The following is a 16,507-nucleotide window of genomic DNA, read 5'->3' as shown; positions in this document are numbered from 1 at the left end:
CCATGTGGTTGACCACCAACAACCCCCCACCCCGCTACCCGGCCGCGCAGGCTGGTGTATGGGGTGGGCTGGGGGTAGTGGTTGGTAACATAATAGAGCTTGGTCCACGAAACACGGGACCCTCATGGTTTCATCGCCTCACGCATGGTTGCTGGTAGTCACCGTGTAGGGGTTGGTGGCAGGGTTTCCGGTGGTTATAGCGTGGGGGAAACGCCCGGTCCCATCCCGAACCCGGTAGCTAAGACCCACAGCGCTGATGGTACTGCACTCGGAAGGGTGTGGGAGAGTAAGACACCGCCGGGATTAACATGAAAGAAAGAAGTGGTCGAGGCCGCACCCCCTTAGGGGGCGCGGCCTCCCACCATTTAACACGCCCATTCCAGAGCACCGGCGCGAACACCAAGCCCACCCACGAACACGAAGCCCACTCGCGAGCACCGATGCACGCACGATCACCAGCACACGCCCCCAGCCCGGGGGCTTTTTCCATGTGTCCCATGGGGAGCCTCTCTGAGTCCTTACTCCTTCCGTTCCGGGAATGGGCATTCAACGAAGGATTCCCGTTGTCGCCACATCGCATCCCGGTGACGCCTTGCGTGACGCCGCTCACCGCAGATGCAACGATGGGGCCATGAACACCTCATCGAATGACAGCCTGAGAACGCCACTGTGGACCCCCTCGGAGGACTCCATTCGTGGCTCGCGGATGTTCGACTTCGCCCGGTGGGCAGAACGCCGGCACGGGATCGAGCTCCCGGACTATCCCTCACTGCACGCGTGGTCGGTGGAGCAGATGAACGAGTTCTGGCAGGGCGTCTGGGACTACTTCGACGTCGTGGCTTCCCGGCCGGGGGAACAGGCACTGAGTACCTCCGAGAGCTCGGAGGCGCATACGGGGATGCCCGGCGCTCAGTGGTTCCCCGGTGCACGCCTCAACTACGCTGAGAACTCGCTACGGGCGGCCCGCACCCGGCCGGACGACGTCGCCATCATCGGGGAGCACGAATCACGTGCACCGGACACCTGGACTTGGGGTGAGTTGGAAGCCCGAGTGGCCTCCGTGGCGCAACAATTGCGTGATCTCGGGATCGTCCCGGGGGACCGGGTGGCCGCTGTACTTCCCAACCTTCCGGAAACTGCGATCGCCATGCTGGCCACCGCGTCCGTGGGTGCCGTGTGGTCGGTGGTGAACACCGACTTCGGGCCGTCCGGGGTCGCGGACCGCTTCGCGCAGATCGAACCGCGGGTGCTGTTCGTGGTGGACGGCTACGAGTTCGGCGGGTCGCTGCGGGATATGACCGGGAGCTACGCCGGTTTGCTCGAGGTCCTGCCCACCGTGGAGCAACTGATCGTGGTTGACCAACAACCGCGGGACAAGGTGGGCGCCCTGCCGGAGGGGTCGCTGCGCTTTTCCGAGATCAGCGGGCACGACGTGACGCCGCGGTACGAGCAGCTCCCTTTCGACCATCCCCTGTGGATCCTCTACTCCTCGGGAACCACGGGTAAACCGAAGGGGATTGTGCATTCCCACGGCGGGGTGGTCCTGGAGTTCCTGAAGGCCTTGGGGCTGCACGCCAGTCTCGGACCGGAGGACATCGCGTACTACGCCGTGGCCACCACGTGGATGGTCTGGAACATGCTCGTGGGCATCCTGCTCACCGGCTCCCGCATCATCACCTACGACGGTTCACCCGTGTACGGGGGACCGGAGAAGTCCCTCGAGCTGGCGGCGCGCAACGGGGCCACGTTCTTCGGGACGGGAGCGGGCGTACTGGCCATGATGCAGCGCGCCGGCGTGGTCCCCAATGTGAGCATGGACCTCTCCGCGCTGAAATCGATCCTCGTGACCGGATCACCGCTGCCCGATGCCACGTGGGACTGGGTGTACGAATCCGTGTCCGACACGGTGCGTCTCGGATCCGATTCGGGCGGCACGGACGTCACGAGCGCGTTCATCGGCACGAACCCATATCAACCCGTGTACAAGGGCGAGCTCATGGGCCCGTACCTGGGAGTGGACGCCCAGTCGTGGGACCGCGAGGGACGGCGGGTGTACGACCAGGTGGGGGAACTCGTGATCACCCGACCCATGCCGAGCATGCCCGTGTTCTTCTGGGACGATCCGGACGGCTCCCGGTATCACGCGGCCTACTTCGACATGTTCCCCGGCGTGTGGCGGCAAGGGGACTGGGTCACCCAGCTCTCGGAGGGCCCGTTCGTGGTGCACGGGCGATCCGACGCCACGATCAACCGCGGGGGGATCCGGATGGGCTCGGCCGATCTGACCCATGTGGTGGACCAGGTGGACGGCGTGGCGGCGTCCATGGTGATCGGGGCGGAGCTCGCGGACGGGGACTACTACATGCCCCTGTTCGTGGTCCCGCAACCGGGCACGCGGCTCACGCAGGAGCTCGAGGAACGCATCGTGCGGGCCATCCGCGAGAAGATCTCCCCGCGGTACGTCCCGGACGAGATCATCGAGGCCCCAGCCGTTCCCCGCACCCGTACGGGCAAGCTGCTGGAGATCCCCGTCAAAAGGCTCTTCCAGGGCGCGGACCCGAGCAGCGTCAACCGCGCGACCGCGGAGGACGCCGAGGTCCTGGACTGGTACGCCGAAGCGGCCCGAAAGTACACCTCGGGGGCCTGACGGCGCAGGCCCCGTCCCCGGTGAACCGGGAGCGGGGCCTGCGGCATGGGTGGGTCGGATCAGGACACGATCTTGCCCGGGTTGAAGTTCGTTCCCGGATCCGCCGCGTGGAACAGCCCCTTCATGAGGGCCACACCCTCGGGGGAGACGTCCTGCTCCATCCACGGCTGGTGCTCCACGCCCACGCCGTGGTGGTGGGACAGGGTGGCACCCGAGTCCACGAAGGACTGCTGGATCGCGGACTTGACGATCTCGTACTCCTCGTACGGTTTCTCGTCGTCGAACACGTAGGCGAACGTGAAGTACAGGCACGCCCCCGAGTGGTACGAGTGCGACATGTGGGACATGATCCAGCCGGTCTTGCCGATCCGCTCGTAGGCGCGCTGAGCGGCGTCGTACGCGGCCTTATGGACCGTGGTCAGGCGCGACCACGGCGCGGCGGTTTCGGAGACGTCCCCCACCGTGTTCTGCTCGAGCAGGAAGTCGCGCAGGTGCGGGGTGTCGAACTTCTTCTGGTCGTAGAGCGCGCCCGGCCCCGACCCCAGGACGACGGCGCCCTGGGCCTTGGCGATCTTCGCGACGGCCTTCTTGCGCTCGGCGACGTCCTTGGGGGTGCCCTCGAAGCACACGTACGAAATGCACATGGCGTCCGTGTCCCACCCGCGCTTGCGCATCACGGCCCACAGGGCGTCCTGGCCCTTGGCGGCGAGCTTGCCCTTGACGGAGGTCGCGGCCTTCTGCGTGGCCAAGGAGAACGCGGTCTCGTGGGCGTCCGACACGCGGGCGAACGTGAGGGGGATCTCCGCCTCGGTATACTGGCGCACCGCGGTCAGGGCCTGCTGCCACGTGGGGAACATGTAGGCGATGACCTCGTGCTCCTGGGGCAACCGGTGCACCTGGACGGTGAGCTCGGTGATGATCCCGAGCCGGCCCTCAGAGCCGATGATCATCTCGCGCAGGCTGGGCCCGGTGGAGGTCGAGGGCAGGGAGCGCAGCACGACCGTGCCGGACGGGCGGACCATGCGCAGGCCGCGCACGATGTCCGCGATGTCCCCGTACTTGTCCGACTGCATGCCGGAGGAGCGGGTGGCTGCCCAGCCGCCGAGCGTAGAGTGGGCGAACGAGTCCGGGAAGTGGCCCAGGGTCCACCCGCGGGCGTTGAGCTGTTCTTCCATCTCCGGGCCCAGCACGCCGGCCTGGATGGTCGCGAGCCCGGAGGTCTCGTCGATCTCGAGCACCTTGTTCAACCGGCCCATGTCCACGGACACGATGCAGCGGGTCTCGTCCGCCTCGGCCTGGAGGCTGCGCGAGATGCTCGAGCCACCCCCGAAGGGGATCACCACGAGGTCGTGCTCCACGGCGGCGGTGAGGATCGCGGTGACCTCGTCCTCGGAGCCGGGGTAGACCACCGCGTCCGGGACGCGCGCGAAATCATTGCGCAGTGTCTGCATCAGTTCCAGGACGGACTTGCCGGCCCAGTGCACGATGCGCAGTTCGTCGTCCACGGACACGTGCTCCGCGCCGCTGATCCCGCGCAGGACGGTCAGCACGTCCTCGGACGCGGTGGACGCCGGGACCCGCGCCGTGGCGAAGTCCACGGTGTCCCGTTCGCGCGGCCGCAGGGACACCCCGATCGCGTTCTTGACGAACGGCGCGAAGGCCGGCTTGTTCTGGTAGTCGAAGAACACGCCTTCCTCGCCCCAGCCCCACCACTTCTGATGCTTCACGTGTGCCACTGAGGGACAACCTCTTTCCTGGGTCCGACTAGTCCTGGATTCTGTGCCGGTTCGCAGCGTACAGCGCACGCACCGCGGCCTCGATGCGCTCGTTGAAGCTGTAGGCGTTCTCGTTGCCCCGCGCTCGCAGGGGTGCACCCACGGCCACGACCACCGGCGGGCGGCCCCGGCGGGGCCAGCTCGTACCGCGCGGCATGGCCTCGTGCGCCCCGATCAGGGCCACGGGCACGACCGGCACCTGCATCGCCAGCGCCAATGACGCCGCTCCCACCTTGAACGGGGCCATCTTCCCGGTCTTCGAGCGGGTCCCCTCCGGGAAGATCAGCAGCGGGACACCCGCGGCCAGCAGCTTCTTGGACAGGCCCTTGTTCGCGCCCTCACCGCGACGATCCACGGGGAACGCGTTGAAGATCAGCTGCGTGAACAGTTTCTTGTGCCACGCGGTGAAGAAGTAGTCCGCGGCCACCCCGGTCGCGAGATCGCGGGAGATGTAGTGCGGCACGCCGCTCATCACGAGCGGGGCGTCCAGATGGCTCGAGTGGTTCGCGACGACCACGCACGTGCCCTTGACCCCGTAGGCCGCGGGATCCACCACGTTGGTGCGGGTGATCGTGCGGTTGACGATCCCCCGGAAGAAGACGGTCTGGGTGATCCGGCGCAGTATCCGGCGCACGGGCTGGGTGTAGTGGGTCGCCGTGAGATCCGCGGACTCCGCCGGGGGAGCGGGCGGATCGGGTTCCTGCCGACCGGTGTGGCCCTCGAGGGAGTCCAACACGCGAGGGTGGGGCTCCGGGGTCGACCGAGGCGTGGAGCCGGGGCGTTGGCGGGACGCGGCGCGCGGACGCCGGGCGGGAGTGCCGTCGTGCTGCGGGGAGGAATCCTGGGGTGGCATGGGATCAGGCCTGGAGCTCGCGGCGTCGGACGCTCGAGATCTGACGGGAGATCCACCGGACGGTGGGGCGCGGGAGGTGGCGCAGCGCGGTGACCATGACCTTGTAGCGCAGCGTGGGCACCGAGATCACCTTGCCGCGGGCCACGTCCGCGAGGGCCTCCTCCACGAGCCGGTCCGCGTCGAGCCACATAAAGTCGGGGATCGAGGAGCCGGTGATGCCCGCGCGGCTGTGGAACTCGGTGCGGACCCACCCGGGCAGCAGGGCGGTCACGTGGACCCCCGTGCCGTGCAGCTCCACGGCGAGCGACTCGGTCATGGCGGTCGCATAGGCCTTGATCGCGGAGTAGTCGCCCATGGTCACGCAGCCCGAGGTGGAGGTGACGTTGACGATCCACCCCGAGTGGCGGGCGGTCATGGCACGGGCCGCGGCCCCCGAGAGTCGCGCGACGGCCGCGCACATGACCTGGAAACCGGCCTCGTGCTGGGAGAAGTCCTGGGCGGTGTAGGGCACCTTGACCGAGAAGCCCGCGTTGTTCACGAGCATGTCCACGGGACGATCGGGGTCCTCGAGCCGCTCGGCCACGTGCAGCAGGTCCTCGGTCTCGGCCAGATCGGCGGGCAGTGTCTCCACGTGGATCCCGTGTGCGGCGCCGAGCTCCCGGGCGGTGCTCTCGAGCCGTTGCGTGTCCCTGGCCACCAGGACCAGGTTGAAGCCTCTGCGGGCGAGGGAACGTGCGAACGCGGCACCGATGCCTGACGTCCCACCGGTCACGAGAGCGGTAAGCATGCCACTAAGATACACTACGGTAGGCGTAGCGCAGCGTCCCCCGGCCCGGCGTGAGCGCCCCTCGGCGAGCCATGACGGAGTATCGAAGGAGCGTCCCGTGAGCCAGCAGTCCTACCTCGCCCGGCATCGCCAGGGCCGGCTCTACGGGCCCGTGGAACAACCGATCGTGCTGCGCTCGGGCTTCGACGTCAAGGACTTCACGTACCGCGCGCAGGGCAGCCTCCGACCCCAGCTGGACCTCGCCGCTTTCGACCGCGCACCCCTGGACCCGGCCGTGCTCGAGGACCTGCGCTACCTGCGGGACATGGAACGCTCCACCATGGGCCAGGTGCGTTCCGTGGTGGTCAGCTACACCAACAAGGAGTCGCGGGTCGCCGCGTTCCTGACCACGTGGGCGTACGAGCGGCACTGGATCGCGGACGCCTATCAAGCCGTCCTGGACGCCCACGGACCGCACGCCGGGGCTCCCCAGCCGCCCGAGCACTCGTGGGTCGAGCGGGTCGAGACCGCCCTGGACAACCTCTCGCCCATGGTGGACTCCGTGTGGACCAACTTCTCCGGGGAGGCCGTGGTCGCGGGACAGACCGCGCGCGGCTGGTCCCAGGAAGCGAGCACCCGCGCGGTCCTGCGGATGCTCGTACGCCGCGCCGGGCACCCGGAACTGTCCTCGCTGCTGCGGCGCGTGGCCGAGGTGAAGGCCACCCACGAACGCTTCTTCGCCGAGGAGGCCACCGCGCGGGTCCGTACCGACCCGCGCGCCCAGCGCTTCGCCCGCGCCTACCTGACCTTCGCATTCCACCCGCTGCGGCCCGTGGGCCTGTCCCACGCCCACGCGCGCCGGTTCCTGCGGGACCTGGCGCCCACGGTCGCGCAGCGACGCGAACTGTTCGCGCTCGCGGACGAGCCCTTGCAGGCCACGCCGGGCACCGCGGGCAGCGAACCCCTGCGCCGGGCCGTGGAACGCGAGTGGCGACTGAGTCGATACGCTCCCCACCAGACCCTTCCACCCGCGTCGCGGTCGGCGCGGGTGGCCACCGCGCCCACGGCGCACCCGTTCCCAAGCACCGGAGGATCCCGTTGACCCAGACCACCACGACTCGCGTCCTGCTCACGGGGGCCACGGGCTTCCTGGGCCAGGCCGTCCTCGAGCGCCTGCTCTCCGGCTCGGACGACATCCACGTGACGGCGGTGGTCCGACCCAAGGGCACGCAGTCCGGTGAGGCGCGCCTGAAGCAGTTGTTGCGCAAGCCGTCCTTCAAGACCTGGCGGGACGCCGTGGGCCCGGAACGCGCTCAGGAGATCTTCGACGCCCGCACGAGCGTGCTCGAGGGCGACCTCACGGGGCTGCGGGAGATCGCGGAACCCTTCGACGTGGTGGTGCACTCCGCGTCCACGGTCTCGTTCGACCCGCCCATCGACGAGGCGTTCCGCACGAACGTGGGTGGCGCCGTGGGGCTCTACGACGCGCTGCGCAGCACAGGTCAGGACCCCCACGTGATCCACGTGTCCACGTGCTACGTGGGCGGGATCGCCAAGGGGTTGCGCCCGGAGGCCTCGGTGGATCACGACGTGGACTGGCAGGTGGAGTACGACGCCGCCGTCCGCGCCGCGGACACCGCCCAGGTGGAGTCCCGCTCACCCGAGCGTCTCGAGTCCTTCATCCGGCGCGCCACGAGCACGCGCGGCAAGGAGGGGCCCAAGTCCGTGGCCCGCGCCGCCGAGGAAGCACGCCTGGAGTGGGTGCGCTCCCGGCTCGTGGACCACGGCCGCACGCGCGCGCAGTCCCTGGGGTGGACGGACATCTACACGTTCACCAAGGCCCTGGGCGAGCGCGTGGCGGAGCAGAAGTGGGCCGGGGCCGGGCACCGGTTGTCGATCGTGCGCCCGTCCATCATCGAGTCCGCCCTGCGTCACCCCTTCCCGGGGTGGATCGACGGCTACAAGGTCGCGGACCCGCTCATCATGGCGTACGCGAAGGGCGCGCTGCCCGAGTTCCCGGGCCTGCCGGACTCGGTGCTGGACGTGATCCCTGTGGACTTCGTGGTCAACGCGATCGTGGCCCTCGTGAGGGAGGGGCACCGGGAAGCCAATGGGGCACCCACGCTGCGGGACGCCCAGGATCCGGCAGCGCGGTACTACCAGGTGTGCTCGGGGGCCTCGAACCCCCTGCCGTTCCACCAGATGTATGAGAGCGTGCGCTCGTACTTCCGCGAGCGCCCGCTCGAGGACTCCCATGGCAATCCCATCGCGGTGCCCGAGTGGAAGTTCCCCGCGAACAACTCGATGGAACGCGGGCTCGCGGTCAAGGAGAAACTGGCCGCCGCGGGGAGCCGATTGAGCTCGGTGCTGCCGGCCACGGCGCGCACACGCGAGTGGACCAATTCCCTGCACCGGATGCAGACCGGGCTGGGCTCGCTGCGCACCTACGTGGACCTGTACCAGAACTACACGCGCACGGAGATGATCTTCGACGACACCCACACGCGGCAACTGGACCGCTCCCTGCCGCAGGGCACGCCCGAGGACCAGCACTTCGACGTGCGGGCCATCGACTGGCGGGACTACTGGCAGAGAGTGCACCTGCCCGCACTGACCGAGATGACCCGTGCGTACACCCGGGCCAAGGCGGCGTCGCGCAAGCGGGCCGTGCGCAGTCGGGGACTGAACGAGGGCACGGACGTCGTGGCCGTGTTCGACCTCGAGGGCACCGTGGCCTCGGGCAACATCATCACCCAGTACGCGCAACTGCGCCGCCGGGAGCTGAGCCCGCTGCAGTGGCCCGCGGAACTCACCGAACTGTTCGGCAACGCCCCCACCTACATCAAGGCGGAACGGCGCGATCGGGGCGAGTTCATCCGGGCGTTCCTGCGCCGCTACGCGGGCGTGCCCGTGGCGCGGGTCGAGGAACTGATGAACGGGTCGCTCGGCCGGGTCGTGGAGAACAGCATCCGCCCGGGAGCACTCGAACGGATCGAGGAACACCGGCGTGCGGGGCACCGCACGGTGCTCGTGACCGGGTCCCTGGACCTGCTCGTGAGCCCCGTCGCTGAACTGTTCGACGACGTCGTGGCCGGGCGGATGGACCAGGTGGACGGCGTGCTGACCGGGTACCTGGCGGCCCCGCCGCTCGTGGATGAGGCCCGGGCGCAGTGGCTCAAGCGCTACGCGCAGGACCACGGCCTGGACCTAAGCCGCTCGTACGGGTACGGGGACTCCGTGGCGGACGTGAGCTGGTTGTCCCTCGTGGGCCACCCGTACGCGGTGAACCCCGACCTGCCCCTGTACCGGCGTGCCAAGAAGGCCCATTGGCCCGTAGAGGACTGGAGGAAGGTCTGAGTCATGGCGTTCAACATCGACAAGTTCGCGGAGACCTCGGCGCGGGTCAAGTGGTCGGACCTGGACATGGACGAGTTTCTGACCAACCCGCTGTCCGAGGACTCGCTGCGCTGCCTGCGCTACATGTGCGACGTCGAATACCACACCGTGTGCTACATGCGGGACATGCTCGTCACGCCGTCCCACCAGGACCAGGACGTCTCCACCTTCATGACCATGTGGAACCGCGAGGAGTACTGGCACGGTGAGGCACTCGCGGAGGTGCTCGGGATGCACGGGATCGTGGTGGACTACGACGAGATCAAGGCCAAGCGCATGAAGCTCGGCTGGTCCGAGTCGCTCAAGCCTCTCAAGCAGTCGCTGCTGTCCAACATGGTGGGCGTGGACTTCATCGCCACGCACATGGCGTGGGGCGCGGCCAACGAGTGGTCCGCCGTGGCGGCCTACCGGCGCATGGCGTCCCTCGAGAAGCACCCGGTGCTCGCGGTGCTGCTGCAGCGGATCGCCCACCAGGAGTCCCGCCACGTGGCCTTCTACGCGACCCAGGCACGACGCCGCCTGGAAGCGTCCCGCAAGGCCCAGCGCCTCACGCGCTTCGCCCTGCGCAAGTTCTGGGCCCCCGTGGGCTCCGGGGTCATGGACGACCGCGAGGTGGGCCACGTGATGCGCCACCTCTTCGGTGGCGGGGGCGGGGCCCACGAGATCGACCGGTTGGACGCGAACATCGCCAGACTGCCCGGTATGGCGGGACTGCAGATCTTCCGCAGGGCCACGGCGCCGGCCCGCGAGGCGCCCGTCCGGGACACCGTCCCCGCCTGATCATGAACGCGCACCCCGCTGGTTCGCGATCCGCGTCCGCGCCCGAACGCGCCGACGCCGCTTCCGTGGACCCCCGCACGGCCCGCACCGATCGCAAGATCGTGGCGGGGGCGTTGCGCCTGCTCCGGGAGGGCGGGCCCCGGCGGGTCACGATCGAGGCGGTGTCCGCCCGCACCGGCGTGGCCAAGACCTCGATCTACCGCCGCTACGCCAACAGCACGCAACTGTTGGAGGCCGCGCTCGAGCACACGGTCACCGCGACCGCACCGCTGGCGCCGGACGCCACGTGGGAGCAGGCGCTCACCGCGGCCGTGGACATTCTCCTGCGGGACATGGGACTCGGCGTGGCCATCACCCTGCTGCAGGAACCACATTCGGCCACTGCGCAGGTGCTGCGGGCCACCGTGGTGCGCCCACGCTTGGATGCGCTGCGCAAACTGTTGCAACGGGACAAGGACCGGGGACTGATCCGGGACACCGTGGACCTGGACATGGTCGTGGATTTCATCCTGGGGGCGGCGTACGCGCACGTGGCGCGCTACGGCTCGCTGGACGAGAACTGGACCGCGCGGGTGCACCGCGCCGTCACGGACCTGATCACCACGCGACCCGCGGCGGACTAGAACACGTCCTTCTCGTCCGGGCGTTCGGTCAGGTAGGACTGCACGTAGTCCTGGACGGCGTCCTGCGTGGGGACGTCCTTGCCGGCCTTCTCCGACATGAACCAGCGGTGCTCGAGCACCTCGTGGATCATCTGCGCCGGTTCCCGTTTGCGCCGCAACCCGGCGGGAACGGCCGCCATGATGGGCACGAAGATCTCGCGCATCCACAACTGGGCGGTGAGGTCCTCGGGCAGACCGGGGTAGAGCGCGTGCCCGAACTGGTCGATGTCCGTGAGGATGCGCCGGGCCTGGTTCTCCTGGGTGTTCAACCCCGTGAGGTGCAACAACCTGCGCGCGTGGTGGCCCGGTTCCACGACCCGCGGGCGCAGGTGGACCTGACCAGACTCGTCCGCGTCCATGGAGGCCTCCTCCACGTCGAAGCCCAGGTCGTTGAGCCGTTGCACGCGCGCCTGGACCCGCCACCGGTCACCCACGGGGAAGATCTCGGTCGCGGTCAGCTCGTCCCACAGCCCGGTGTAGGTGTCCACGAGCCGTTCCGAGACCGCGAACGGGTCCACCGAGGCCGGATCCACCCCGGCCTGGGCCAGGCGCTGCTGCATGTGCTCCCCGGCCAGCAGGTCCATGACCTCACCGGCCACGTTGGTCCTGGCGAGCTCGATGTCGTACTCGCGCTGACCCCGCGTGAGCTGTGGGTGCAGTTCGCCGGTCTCGGCGTCCACGAGGTAGGCGGCAAACTCCCCGGCGTCGCGTCGGAACAGCGTGTTGGACAGGGACACGTCCCCCCAGTAGAAACCGGACAGGTGCAGTTGCACGATCAGGGACGCGAGGGCGTCCACCAACCGGTCGATGGTCCCCGGTGAGGGGACCTGCTCGAAGATCGTGCGGTAGGGCAACGAGAAACTCAGGTGTTCCGTGACGAGTGCGGCGGGCAGCAACTCGCCGTCGGGGGAGTAGCGGTCCGTGACCACCGAGTCCGGGACCACGGAGGGCGTGGTCATGCGTTGGAGCTTGCGCAGCAGCCCGTACTCGCGCCGGGCATAGTACTGAGTGGTCTCCTTGACCGCCACGACCTTCTCCCCGACCCGCGCGAAGCGCACCACGTGGCGCGAGATCCCGCGCGGGTACGCCGCGAGCACCTGCTCAGGCCAGTCCTCGAGGGGCGTGTCCCACGGCAGTTCCAGCAGGCCCGGCTCCGGGAAGGCCGTGTTGATGGAGACACCGCGGTGAGCGGGCGGGGGGCTCGGCGCCGCGGGCTCGGGGGGCGGGGAGGCGGTCATGTCAGTTCATGCTAGTCACCGCACGGGCCCGCTGCCGGGCGAATTCCGTGAGCAGCCGGGTCAGTTCGTCCGGATCCGCCACGCGCCACGGGGTCGCGGAGTCCTTGGTGCCCACCTTGATCCCCACGTCGTGGGGTCCCAGGATCGCCATGGCGTCCTCGTCGGTGTCGTCGTCACCGGCGAAGACCGTGACCTGCGGGTGTACGGCTCCGCGGATGGCCGTGAGACCGTCCCCCTTGGTCGCGCTGAGCACCGAGCACTCGATGACCTGCTGACCCGGGGTCAATCGCAGGCCGGGCATCGCGGCATAGGCCTCGGTCATCTCGTCCAGCGCTCGCCGGGCGGTGTCCGGGTCCTCCATGGGACGCGTGTGGAAGGCCACCCCCGCGGGTTTGAGTTCCGCCCGTGAGCCCGGGTAGCGCTGCACGAACCCGTACGTCGCATCGATCGCCCGGTCCAGCAATGCCAACTGGTCCTCGGTCAGTTCGATCTCGGTGTCCGCACCGAAGCCGGGCGCGGCGCCGAGGTCCAGCTCCGCGCCGTGCGAACCGGAGAGCACCATGCGGCGCCGCGGGTCCACCACGGTGCGCAGGAACTCGAGGGGCCGCCCCGAGATGATCGCGACCGTGGTGCGGGGCAGTCCGGCGAGCGCGTCGAGCGCGTCCCGCGCGGCGGGCAGCGGCCGGGAATCCGCGGGGTCCTCGGTGAACGGTGCCAGGGTGCCGTCGAAGTCCAGGGCCAGCAACATGGTGTCGGCCGTGGCCGCGGTGGCGAGGGCGTCCGCGAGCGAGTCAGTCACGATCCGCTCCGGGCGTCGTGTCGGCCGCGACGCCGTCGTCGTGCGCGGAATCCCGCCCGGGCGCGGTGCCCTGCTCGAGCTCCGGGGCGTGCGCGGCGAGGTCGTCGAGGAAACGGTGGGACCAGTCGACGACGTCGTGCGTGAGCACCTGCCGGCGCATCGAGGACATGCGCTTGCGGGCCTCGGCGTCGGACATGTCCCGCGCGTGCAGCATGGCGGACTTGAGCCCGTCGATGTCGTGCGGGTTGACGAGCACCGCTTGCTTGAGCTGCTCGGCGGCGCCGGTGAACTCCGAGAGCACGAGTCGACCCGAGCGGTCCTGCCGGGCCGCGACGTACTCCTTGGCCACGAGGTTCATCCCGTCCCGCAGGGCCGTGACGAGCATGACGTCCGCGGCGAGATACAGGGCCACCATCTCCTCGAACGGGTAGCCGTGGTGCAGGTAGCGGACGGCGGTGTGGGAAATGGTGTCGAACTGGCCGTTGATCCGCCCCACCATGCCCTCCACGAGTTCGCGCAGTTGCCGGTAGGAGTCCACGCGCTCGCGCGACGGACTCGCGACCTGGACGAGCACCGAGTTCTCCACGGAGATCTCCCCGTCCTCGAGCAGCTCGCCGTAGGCCTTGATGCGATGCCGGATGCCCTTGGTGTAGTCCAGGCGGTCCACTCCCAGGAACACGGTGTCCGGGTTGCCCAGCTCCTCGCGGATCTCCCGCGCCCGGGCCTGGACCTGCGGGTCCGACGCGAGTTCCTTGATGGATTCCACGTCGATCGAGATGGGGTACGAGCCCGCGTTGACGGCCCACTCGGTGCTCTCGCCGTCCGCCGTGTCCTCGGAGAACCGGGCGCTGCCCTTGGTGAACTGCACCCCCAGGTACTTGCGCACGCAGCGCTGGAAGTTCTGGGCGTCCCCGGGGCGCTGGAAGCCGATCAGGTCCGCACCCGTGAGACCCTCCAGCACGGCCTTGCGCCACGGCAACTGGGAGTAGATCTCGGTGGGCGGGAACGGGATGTGGTTGAAGAACCCGATGGTCACGTCCGGGCGCAACCGACGCAGCATGCGCGGCACCAACTGCAACTGGTAGTCCTGGACCCACACGGTCGCACCCTGGGAGGCCGTCTCCGCGGCCCGGCGCGCGAAGCGCTCGTTGACGCGACGGTAGGCGTACCACCACGTGCGGTGGAACTCGGGCGGCGCGATGACATCGTGGTACAGCGGCCACAGCGTGGCGTTCGAGAAGCCCTCGTAGTAGCGCTTGACCTCGAGCTCGGACAGGCTCACCGGCACGAGATGGAAGACGTCGTGGTCGAACGGCTCCAGCGTCTCGTCCGGGGCGCCGTGCCACCCCACCCACGCGCCGCCGCGCTGGGCCATCACGGGTGCCAGGGCGCTCACCAACCCGCCGGGGGAGCGGCGCCACGTGCTGTTGCCGTCCTCGTCCACGTCCCGGTCCACGGGAAGACGGTTGGACACCACCACGAAGTCGTAGCCGTCCTGCGGGACGGGCACCTTCTCAAGAGACTGGTCTGCGGACACGATCGCTTCCTTCCCCGGGGCGGCTGTTCACCCCCATCCTAAGTGTGCGTACCACCGGCACCGGGGGAGAAGTCGCCGCCGGGGCGGGAGCACGACGCCACGCCGGTGCGGGGCGGCCGCGACGGGGCCCGAGCGGCATCGTCCCCGGCAGCTGGGAACGGGCTGAATCGGGGCCCCGCCGGGCCCGGGTAATCTGGGGACGAAGACCGACACCCGTGTAGCACATCGGAAGGAAACCCGGGCCCCCATGGCTTCCAAGAACAACACCGCCGGTTCCTCGTCCTCGGACCAGGCCCGGGAGCGGGCACGCCAGATCGCAGACCGGCAGTCCCGCCGCTCCAACGGTAAACCCGTGGGGCTGATCGCCGCCGTCATCGCGCTGCTCGTGATCATCGCGCTGATCATCGGGGTGGTCGTGTGGCAGAACAACAGGGCCAGGATCCCCGACGCCGGCCCCGTGCCCGCGAGCGCTAACCAGTACGGCGGCATCACGGTCACGAAGGACGGGATCGTGCAGAACAGCTCGGACGTCCAGGAACGGGACCTCTCCCAGGAGCCCGAGCCCGCTGCCACCGCGGACACCTCCAAGACGCCCCCGGGGGTCGTGGACCAGGACCAGGCCGCGAGCAACGGCAAGCCCGTGCAGGTCGTGATCTTCCAGGACTTCGAGTGCGTGCACTGCGCCGACTTCGAGAAGCAGAACGCGGACGCGATCAAGCGGGCCGTGGACGCCGGTGACGTGCAGGTGGAGTACCGCAACCTCAACTTCCTGGACCGGGCCACCCGCGATCAGTACTCGTCCCGCGCCGCCAACGCGGCCTACGTGGTCGCCGAGCAGGTCGACAGCGACCAGTACATGGAGTTCGCCCAGGAGCTGTTCAGCCACCAGGGCACCGGCGGCCTGAGCAACCAGCAGATCGCGGACATCGCCAACAAGCACGGCGCGAACGTGACGGCGGGCCAGCTCGGTGAGAACACCTACCGCCCCATGGTCAACGTGATGTCCCGCGAGTCCATCAACAACGGTGTGGCCGGGACGCCCACCATCTTCATCGACGGCAAGCGCTACGAGGGAGGCAACTTCCAGGACGCACTGAAGAAGGCGGTCGACGAGAAGAAGTGACGCGGGCGATGCCCCCCGACGCGATGAGAGCCCCGGTCATCCCGACCGGGGCTCTCATCGTCTGTCACGCGGGGACGACGGCGCCGTGCCCGGGTTCGGAGCCCCCTGCCGGATTCGAACCGGCGACCCTCTGTTTACAAGACAGATGCTCTGGCCATCTGAGCTAAGGAGGCACTGCTGCCCAGTGCGATCACGGGACCGCTCCATGGTACTGGACGACGCGCCAAGGGCGGGCACCCGGCGCGCGGGAACCGGTCGGGGCGGCGGGACCCGTCATGCGGTGGCGTGCTACCTACCCATGCCGGAGAAAAACTGCTTCGATGGGGTCATGGACATCAAGGGAAGAATGGCAGAAGCGTTCAACGACCAGATCACCATGGAGCTGCAGGCGACCGTGGTCTACCGCCAGTTGTCCATTGAGATGGACGTGGCGAGTCTGCCCGGTTTCTCGCAGTGGTTCCGCGCCCAGGCGGCCGAGGAGATCACGCACGCCGAGAAGTTCATCGACCACATCGTGGACCGCGGCGGTGATCCGCAGATCGGGGATATGGCCGGTCCGATCATCGCCGACAAATCCGTCCTGGGTTGCTTCGAGGCCGCGCTTGCGCACGAGCGCAAGGTATCCGAATCGATCCGCAACCTGTACCGGCTGGCGCAGGAAGAAGGCGACATCGATGCCATGCCCCTGCTGCACTGGTTCATCAGCGAGCAGATCGAGGAGGAGGCCACCGTAGAGGAGATCTGCGACCAGGTGCGCCTGGTCCACAACGACGGGCCCGGCCTGTTGCGCCTGGACTCCGAACTGGGTTCCCGGCCAGTCCGGGCCGACTGAGCGCACCTTGCCCGGTCCGGGCGACCCGGAAAACGCCCGAACAAGGAAGAACACGGAAGAACCGGCCCCGCTTGAGCGGGGCCGGTTCTTCCTGCATGG

At 68.8% G+C, this 16,507-nt stretch carries 13 protein-coding genes, 1 tRNA gene and 1 rRNA gene; 8 read left to right on the top strand and 7 right to left on the bottom strand.

Features of this window, described 5'->3' with window-relative positions; genetic code table 11:
* Nucleotides 1–186 precede the first annotated feature (186 nt).
* Both rrf and IE157_RS09480 read left to right on the top strand, forming a co-directional pair.
* Nucleotides 187–303: ribosomal RNA gene (rrf, locus tag IE157_RS09485) — 5S ribosomal RNA — on the top strand.
* A 328-nt stretch (nt 304–631) separates the two neighbouring features.
* A complete protein-coding gene (locus tag IE157_RS09480; RefSeq protein WP_098055885.1) occupies nt 632–2,647 on the top strand; it encodes an acetoacetate--CoA ligase in 2,016 nt (671 codons plus the stop codon).
* A gap of 59 nt (nt 2,648–2,706) precedes the next feature.
* On the opposite strand, the gene IE157_RS09475 is transcribed toward IE157_RS09480, so the two are convergent.
* The 3 genes from IE157_RS09475 to IE157_RS09465 are packed head-to-tail and all read right to left on the bottom strand — an operon-like array spanning nt 2,707 to nt 6,062.
* Nucleotides 2,707–4,383, bottom strand: coding sequence for an FAD-binding oxidoreductase (locus IE157_RS09475; RefSeq protein ID WP_193519816.1), 1,677 nt, complete (start codon nt 4,381–4,383; stop codon nt 2,707–2,709).
* A 28-nt stretch (nt 4,384–4,411) separates the two neighbouring features.
* Nucleotides 4,412–5,275, bottom strand: coding sequence for a lysophospholipid acyltransferase family protein (locus IE157_RS09470; RefSeq protein ID WP_286737795.1), 864 nt, complete (start codon nt 5,273–5,275; stop codon nt 4,412–4,414).
* 4 nt (nt 5,276–5,279) lie between these two features.
* Complete coding sequence (locus tag IE157_RS09465; RefSeq protein WP_193519815.1) at nt 5,280–6,062, bottom strand: SDR family NAD(P)-dependent oxidoreductase; 783 nt, start codon at nt 6,060–6,062, stop codon at nt 5,280–5,282.
* 97 nt (nt 6,063–6,159) lie between these two features.
* Between IE157_RS09465 and IE157_RS09460 the strand changes: the two genes are divergently transcribed.
* Genes IE157_RS09460 through IE157_RS09445 form a run of 4 tightly spaced genes read left to right on the top strand, consistent with a single transcriptional unit; the run spans nt 6,160 to nt 10,840 of the window.
* Nucleotides 6,160–7,143: a hypothetical protein gene (locus IE157_RS09460; protein ID WP_193519814.1), complete on the top strand. Its 984-nt coding sequence runs from the start codon at nt 6,160–6,162 to the stop codon at nt 7,141–7,143.
* Nucleotides 7,140–9,398: an HAD-IB family hydrolase gene (locus tag IE157_RS09455; protein ID WP_193519813.1), complete on the top strand. Its 2,259-nt coding sequence runs from the start codon at nt 7,140–7,142 to the stop codon at nt 9,396–9,398. The genes IE157_RS09460 and IE157_RS09455 overlap by 4 nt, the downstream gene beginning before the upstream one ends.
* 3 nt (nt 9,399–9,401) lie before the next feature.
* Nucleotides 9,402–10,217: a ferritin family protein gene (locus IE157_RS09450; RefSeq protein WP_064846613.1), complete on the top strand. Its 816-nt coding sequence runs from the start codon at nt 9,402–9,404 to the stop codon at nt 10,215–10,217.
* 2 nt (nt 10,218–10,219) lie between these two features.
* On the top strand, nt 10,220–10,840 hold the full coding sequence (locus IE157_RS09445) for a TetR/AcrR family transcriptional regulator (protein ID WP_064846614.1): 621 nt from the start codon (nt 10,220–10,222) through the stop codon (nt 10,838–10,840).
* Here IE157_RS09445 and IE157_RS09440 read toward each other — a convergent pair.
* Genes IE157_RS09440 through IE157_RS09430 form a run of 3 tightly spaced genes read right to left on the bottom strand, consistent with a single transcriptional unit; the run spans nt 10,837 to nt 14,453 of the window.
* The gene (locus tag IE157_RS09440) at nt 10,837–12,117 is read right to left on the bottom strand and encodes a DUF4032 domain-containing protein (RefSeq protein ID WP_098055877.1); all 1,281 of its coding nucleotides are present in this window, start codon (nt 12,115–12,117) and stop codon (nt 10,837–10,839) included. The two genes, IE157_RS09445 and IE157_RS09440, sit on opposite strands and share 4 nt — an antisense overlap.
* 1 nt (nt 12,118) lies before the next feature.
* Entirely contained in the window at nt 12,119–12,916 is a 798-nt protein-coding gene (gene otsB, locus IE157_RS09435; RefSeq protein WP_318281419.1) for a trehalose-phosphatase, read from the bottom strand.
* Nucleotides 12,909–14,453: an alpha,alpha-trehalose-phosphate synthase (UDP-forming) gene (locus tag IE157_RS09430; protein ID WP_193519812.1), complete on the bottom strand. Its 1,545-nt coding sequence runs from the start codon at nt 14,451–14,453 to the stop codon at nt 12,909–12,911. The genes otsB and IE157_RS09430 overlap by 8 nt, the downstream gene beginning before the upstream one ends.
* Nucleotides 14,454–14,700: 247 nt before the next feature.
* Here IE157_RS09430 and IE157_RS09425 point away from each other — a divergent pair, with 247 nt between their 5' ends.
* Complete coding sequence (locus IE157_RS09425) at nt 14,701–15,576, top strand: DsbA family protein (RefSeq protein ID WP_131333358.1); 876 nt, start codon at nt 14,701–14,703, stop codon at nt 15,574–15,576.
* Between the two features lie 99 nt (nt 15,577–15,675).
* On the opposite strand, the gene IE157_RS09420 is transcribed toward IE157_RS09425, so the two are convergent.
* Nucleotides 15,676–15,749: transfer RNA gene (locus IE157_RS09420), tRNA-Thr, on the bottom strand.
* 125 nt (nt 15,750–15,874) lie between these two features.
* Here IE157_RS09420 and IE157_RS09415 point away from each other — a divergent pair.
* Entirely contained in the window at nt 15,875–16,408 is a 534-nt protein-coding gene (locus IE157_RS09415) for a ferritin (RefSeq protein WP_193519811.1), read from the top strand.
* Nucleotides 16,409–16,507: the final 99 nt, after the last annotated feature.

The organism is Kocuria marina (assembly GCA_014652975.1).
GTDB lineage: Bacteria > Actinomycetota > Actinomycetes > Actinomycetales > Micrococcaceae > Kocuria > Kocuria marina.
This window is presented reverse-complemented; position numbering and strand designations above follow the sequence as displayed.

What these genes read in the sequence shown, in the direction of transcription:
- IE157_RS09440 (WP_098055877.1), bottom strand. Translation starts at nt 12,117, where the DNA reads ATGACCGCCTCCCCGCCCCCCGAGCCCGCGGCGCCGAGCCCCCCGCCC.
- IE157_RS09445 (WP_064846614.1), top strand. Translation starts at nt 10,220, where the DNA reads ATGAACGCGCACCCCGCTGGTTCGCGATCCGCGTCCGCGCCCGAACGC.
- IE157_RS09450 (WP_064846613.1), top strand. Translation starts at nt 9,402, where the DNA reads ATGGCGTTCAACATCGACAAGTTCGCGGAGACCTCGGCGCGGGTCAAG.
- IE157_RS09470 (WP_286737795.1), bottom strand. Translation starts at nt 5,275, where the DNA reads ATGCCACCCCAGGATTCCTCCCCGCAGCACGACGGCACTCCCGCCCGG.
- IE157_RS09425 (WP_131333358.1), top strand. Translation starts at nt 14,701, where the DNA reads ATGGCTTCCAAGAACAACACCGCCGGTTCCTCGTCCTCGGACCAGGCC.
- IE157_RS09480 (WP_098055885.1), top strand. Translation starts at nt 632, where the DNA reads ATGAACACCTCATCGAATGACAGCCTGAGAACGCCACTGTGGACCCCC.
- IE157_RS09415 (WP_193519811.1), top strand. Translation starts at nt 15,875, where the DNA reads ATGCCGGAGAAAAACTGCTTCGATGGGGTCATGGACATCAAGGGAAGA.
- IE157_RS09465 (WP_193519815.1), bottom strand. Translation starts at nt 6,062, where the DNA reads ATGCTTACCGCTCTCGTGACCGGTGGGACGTCAGGCATCGGTGCCGCG.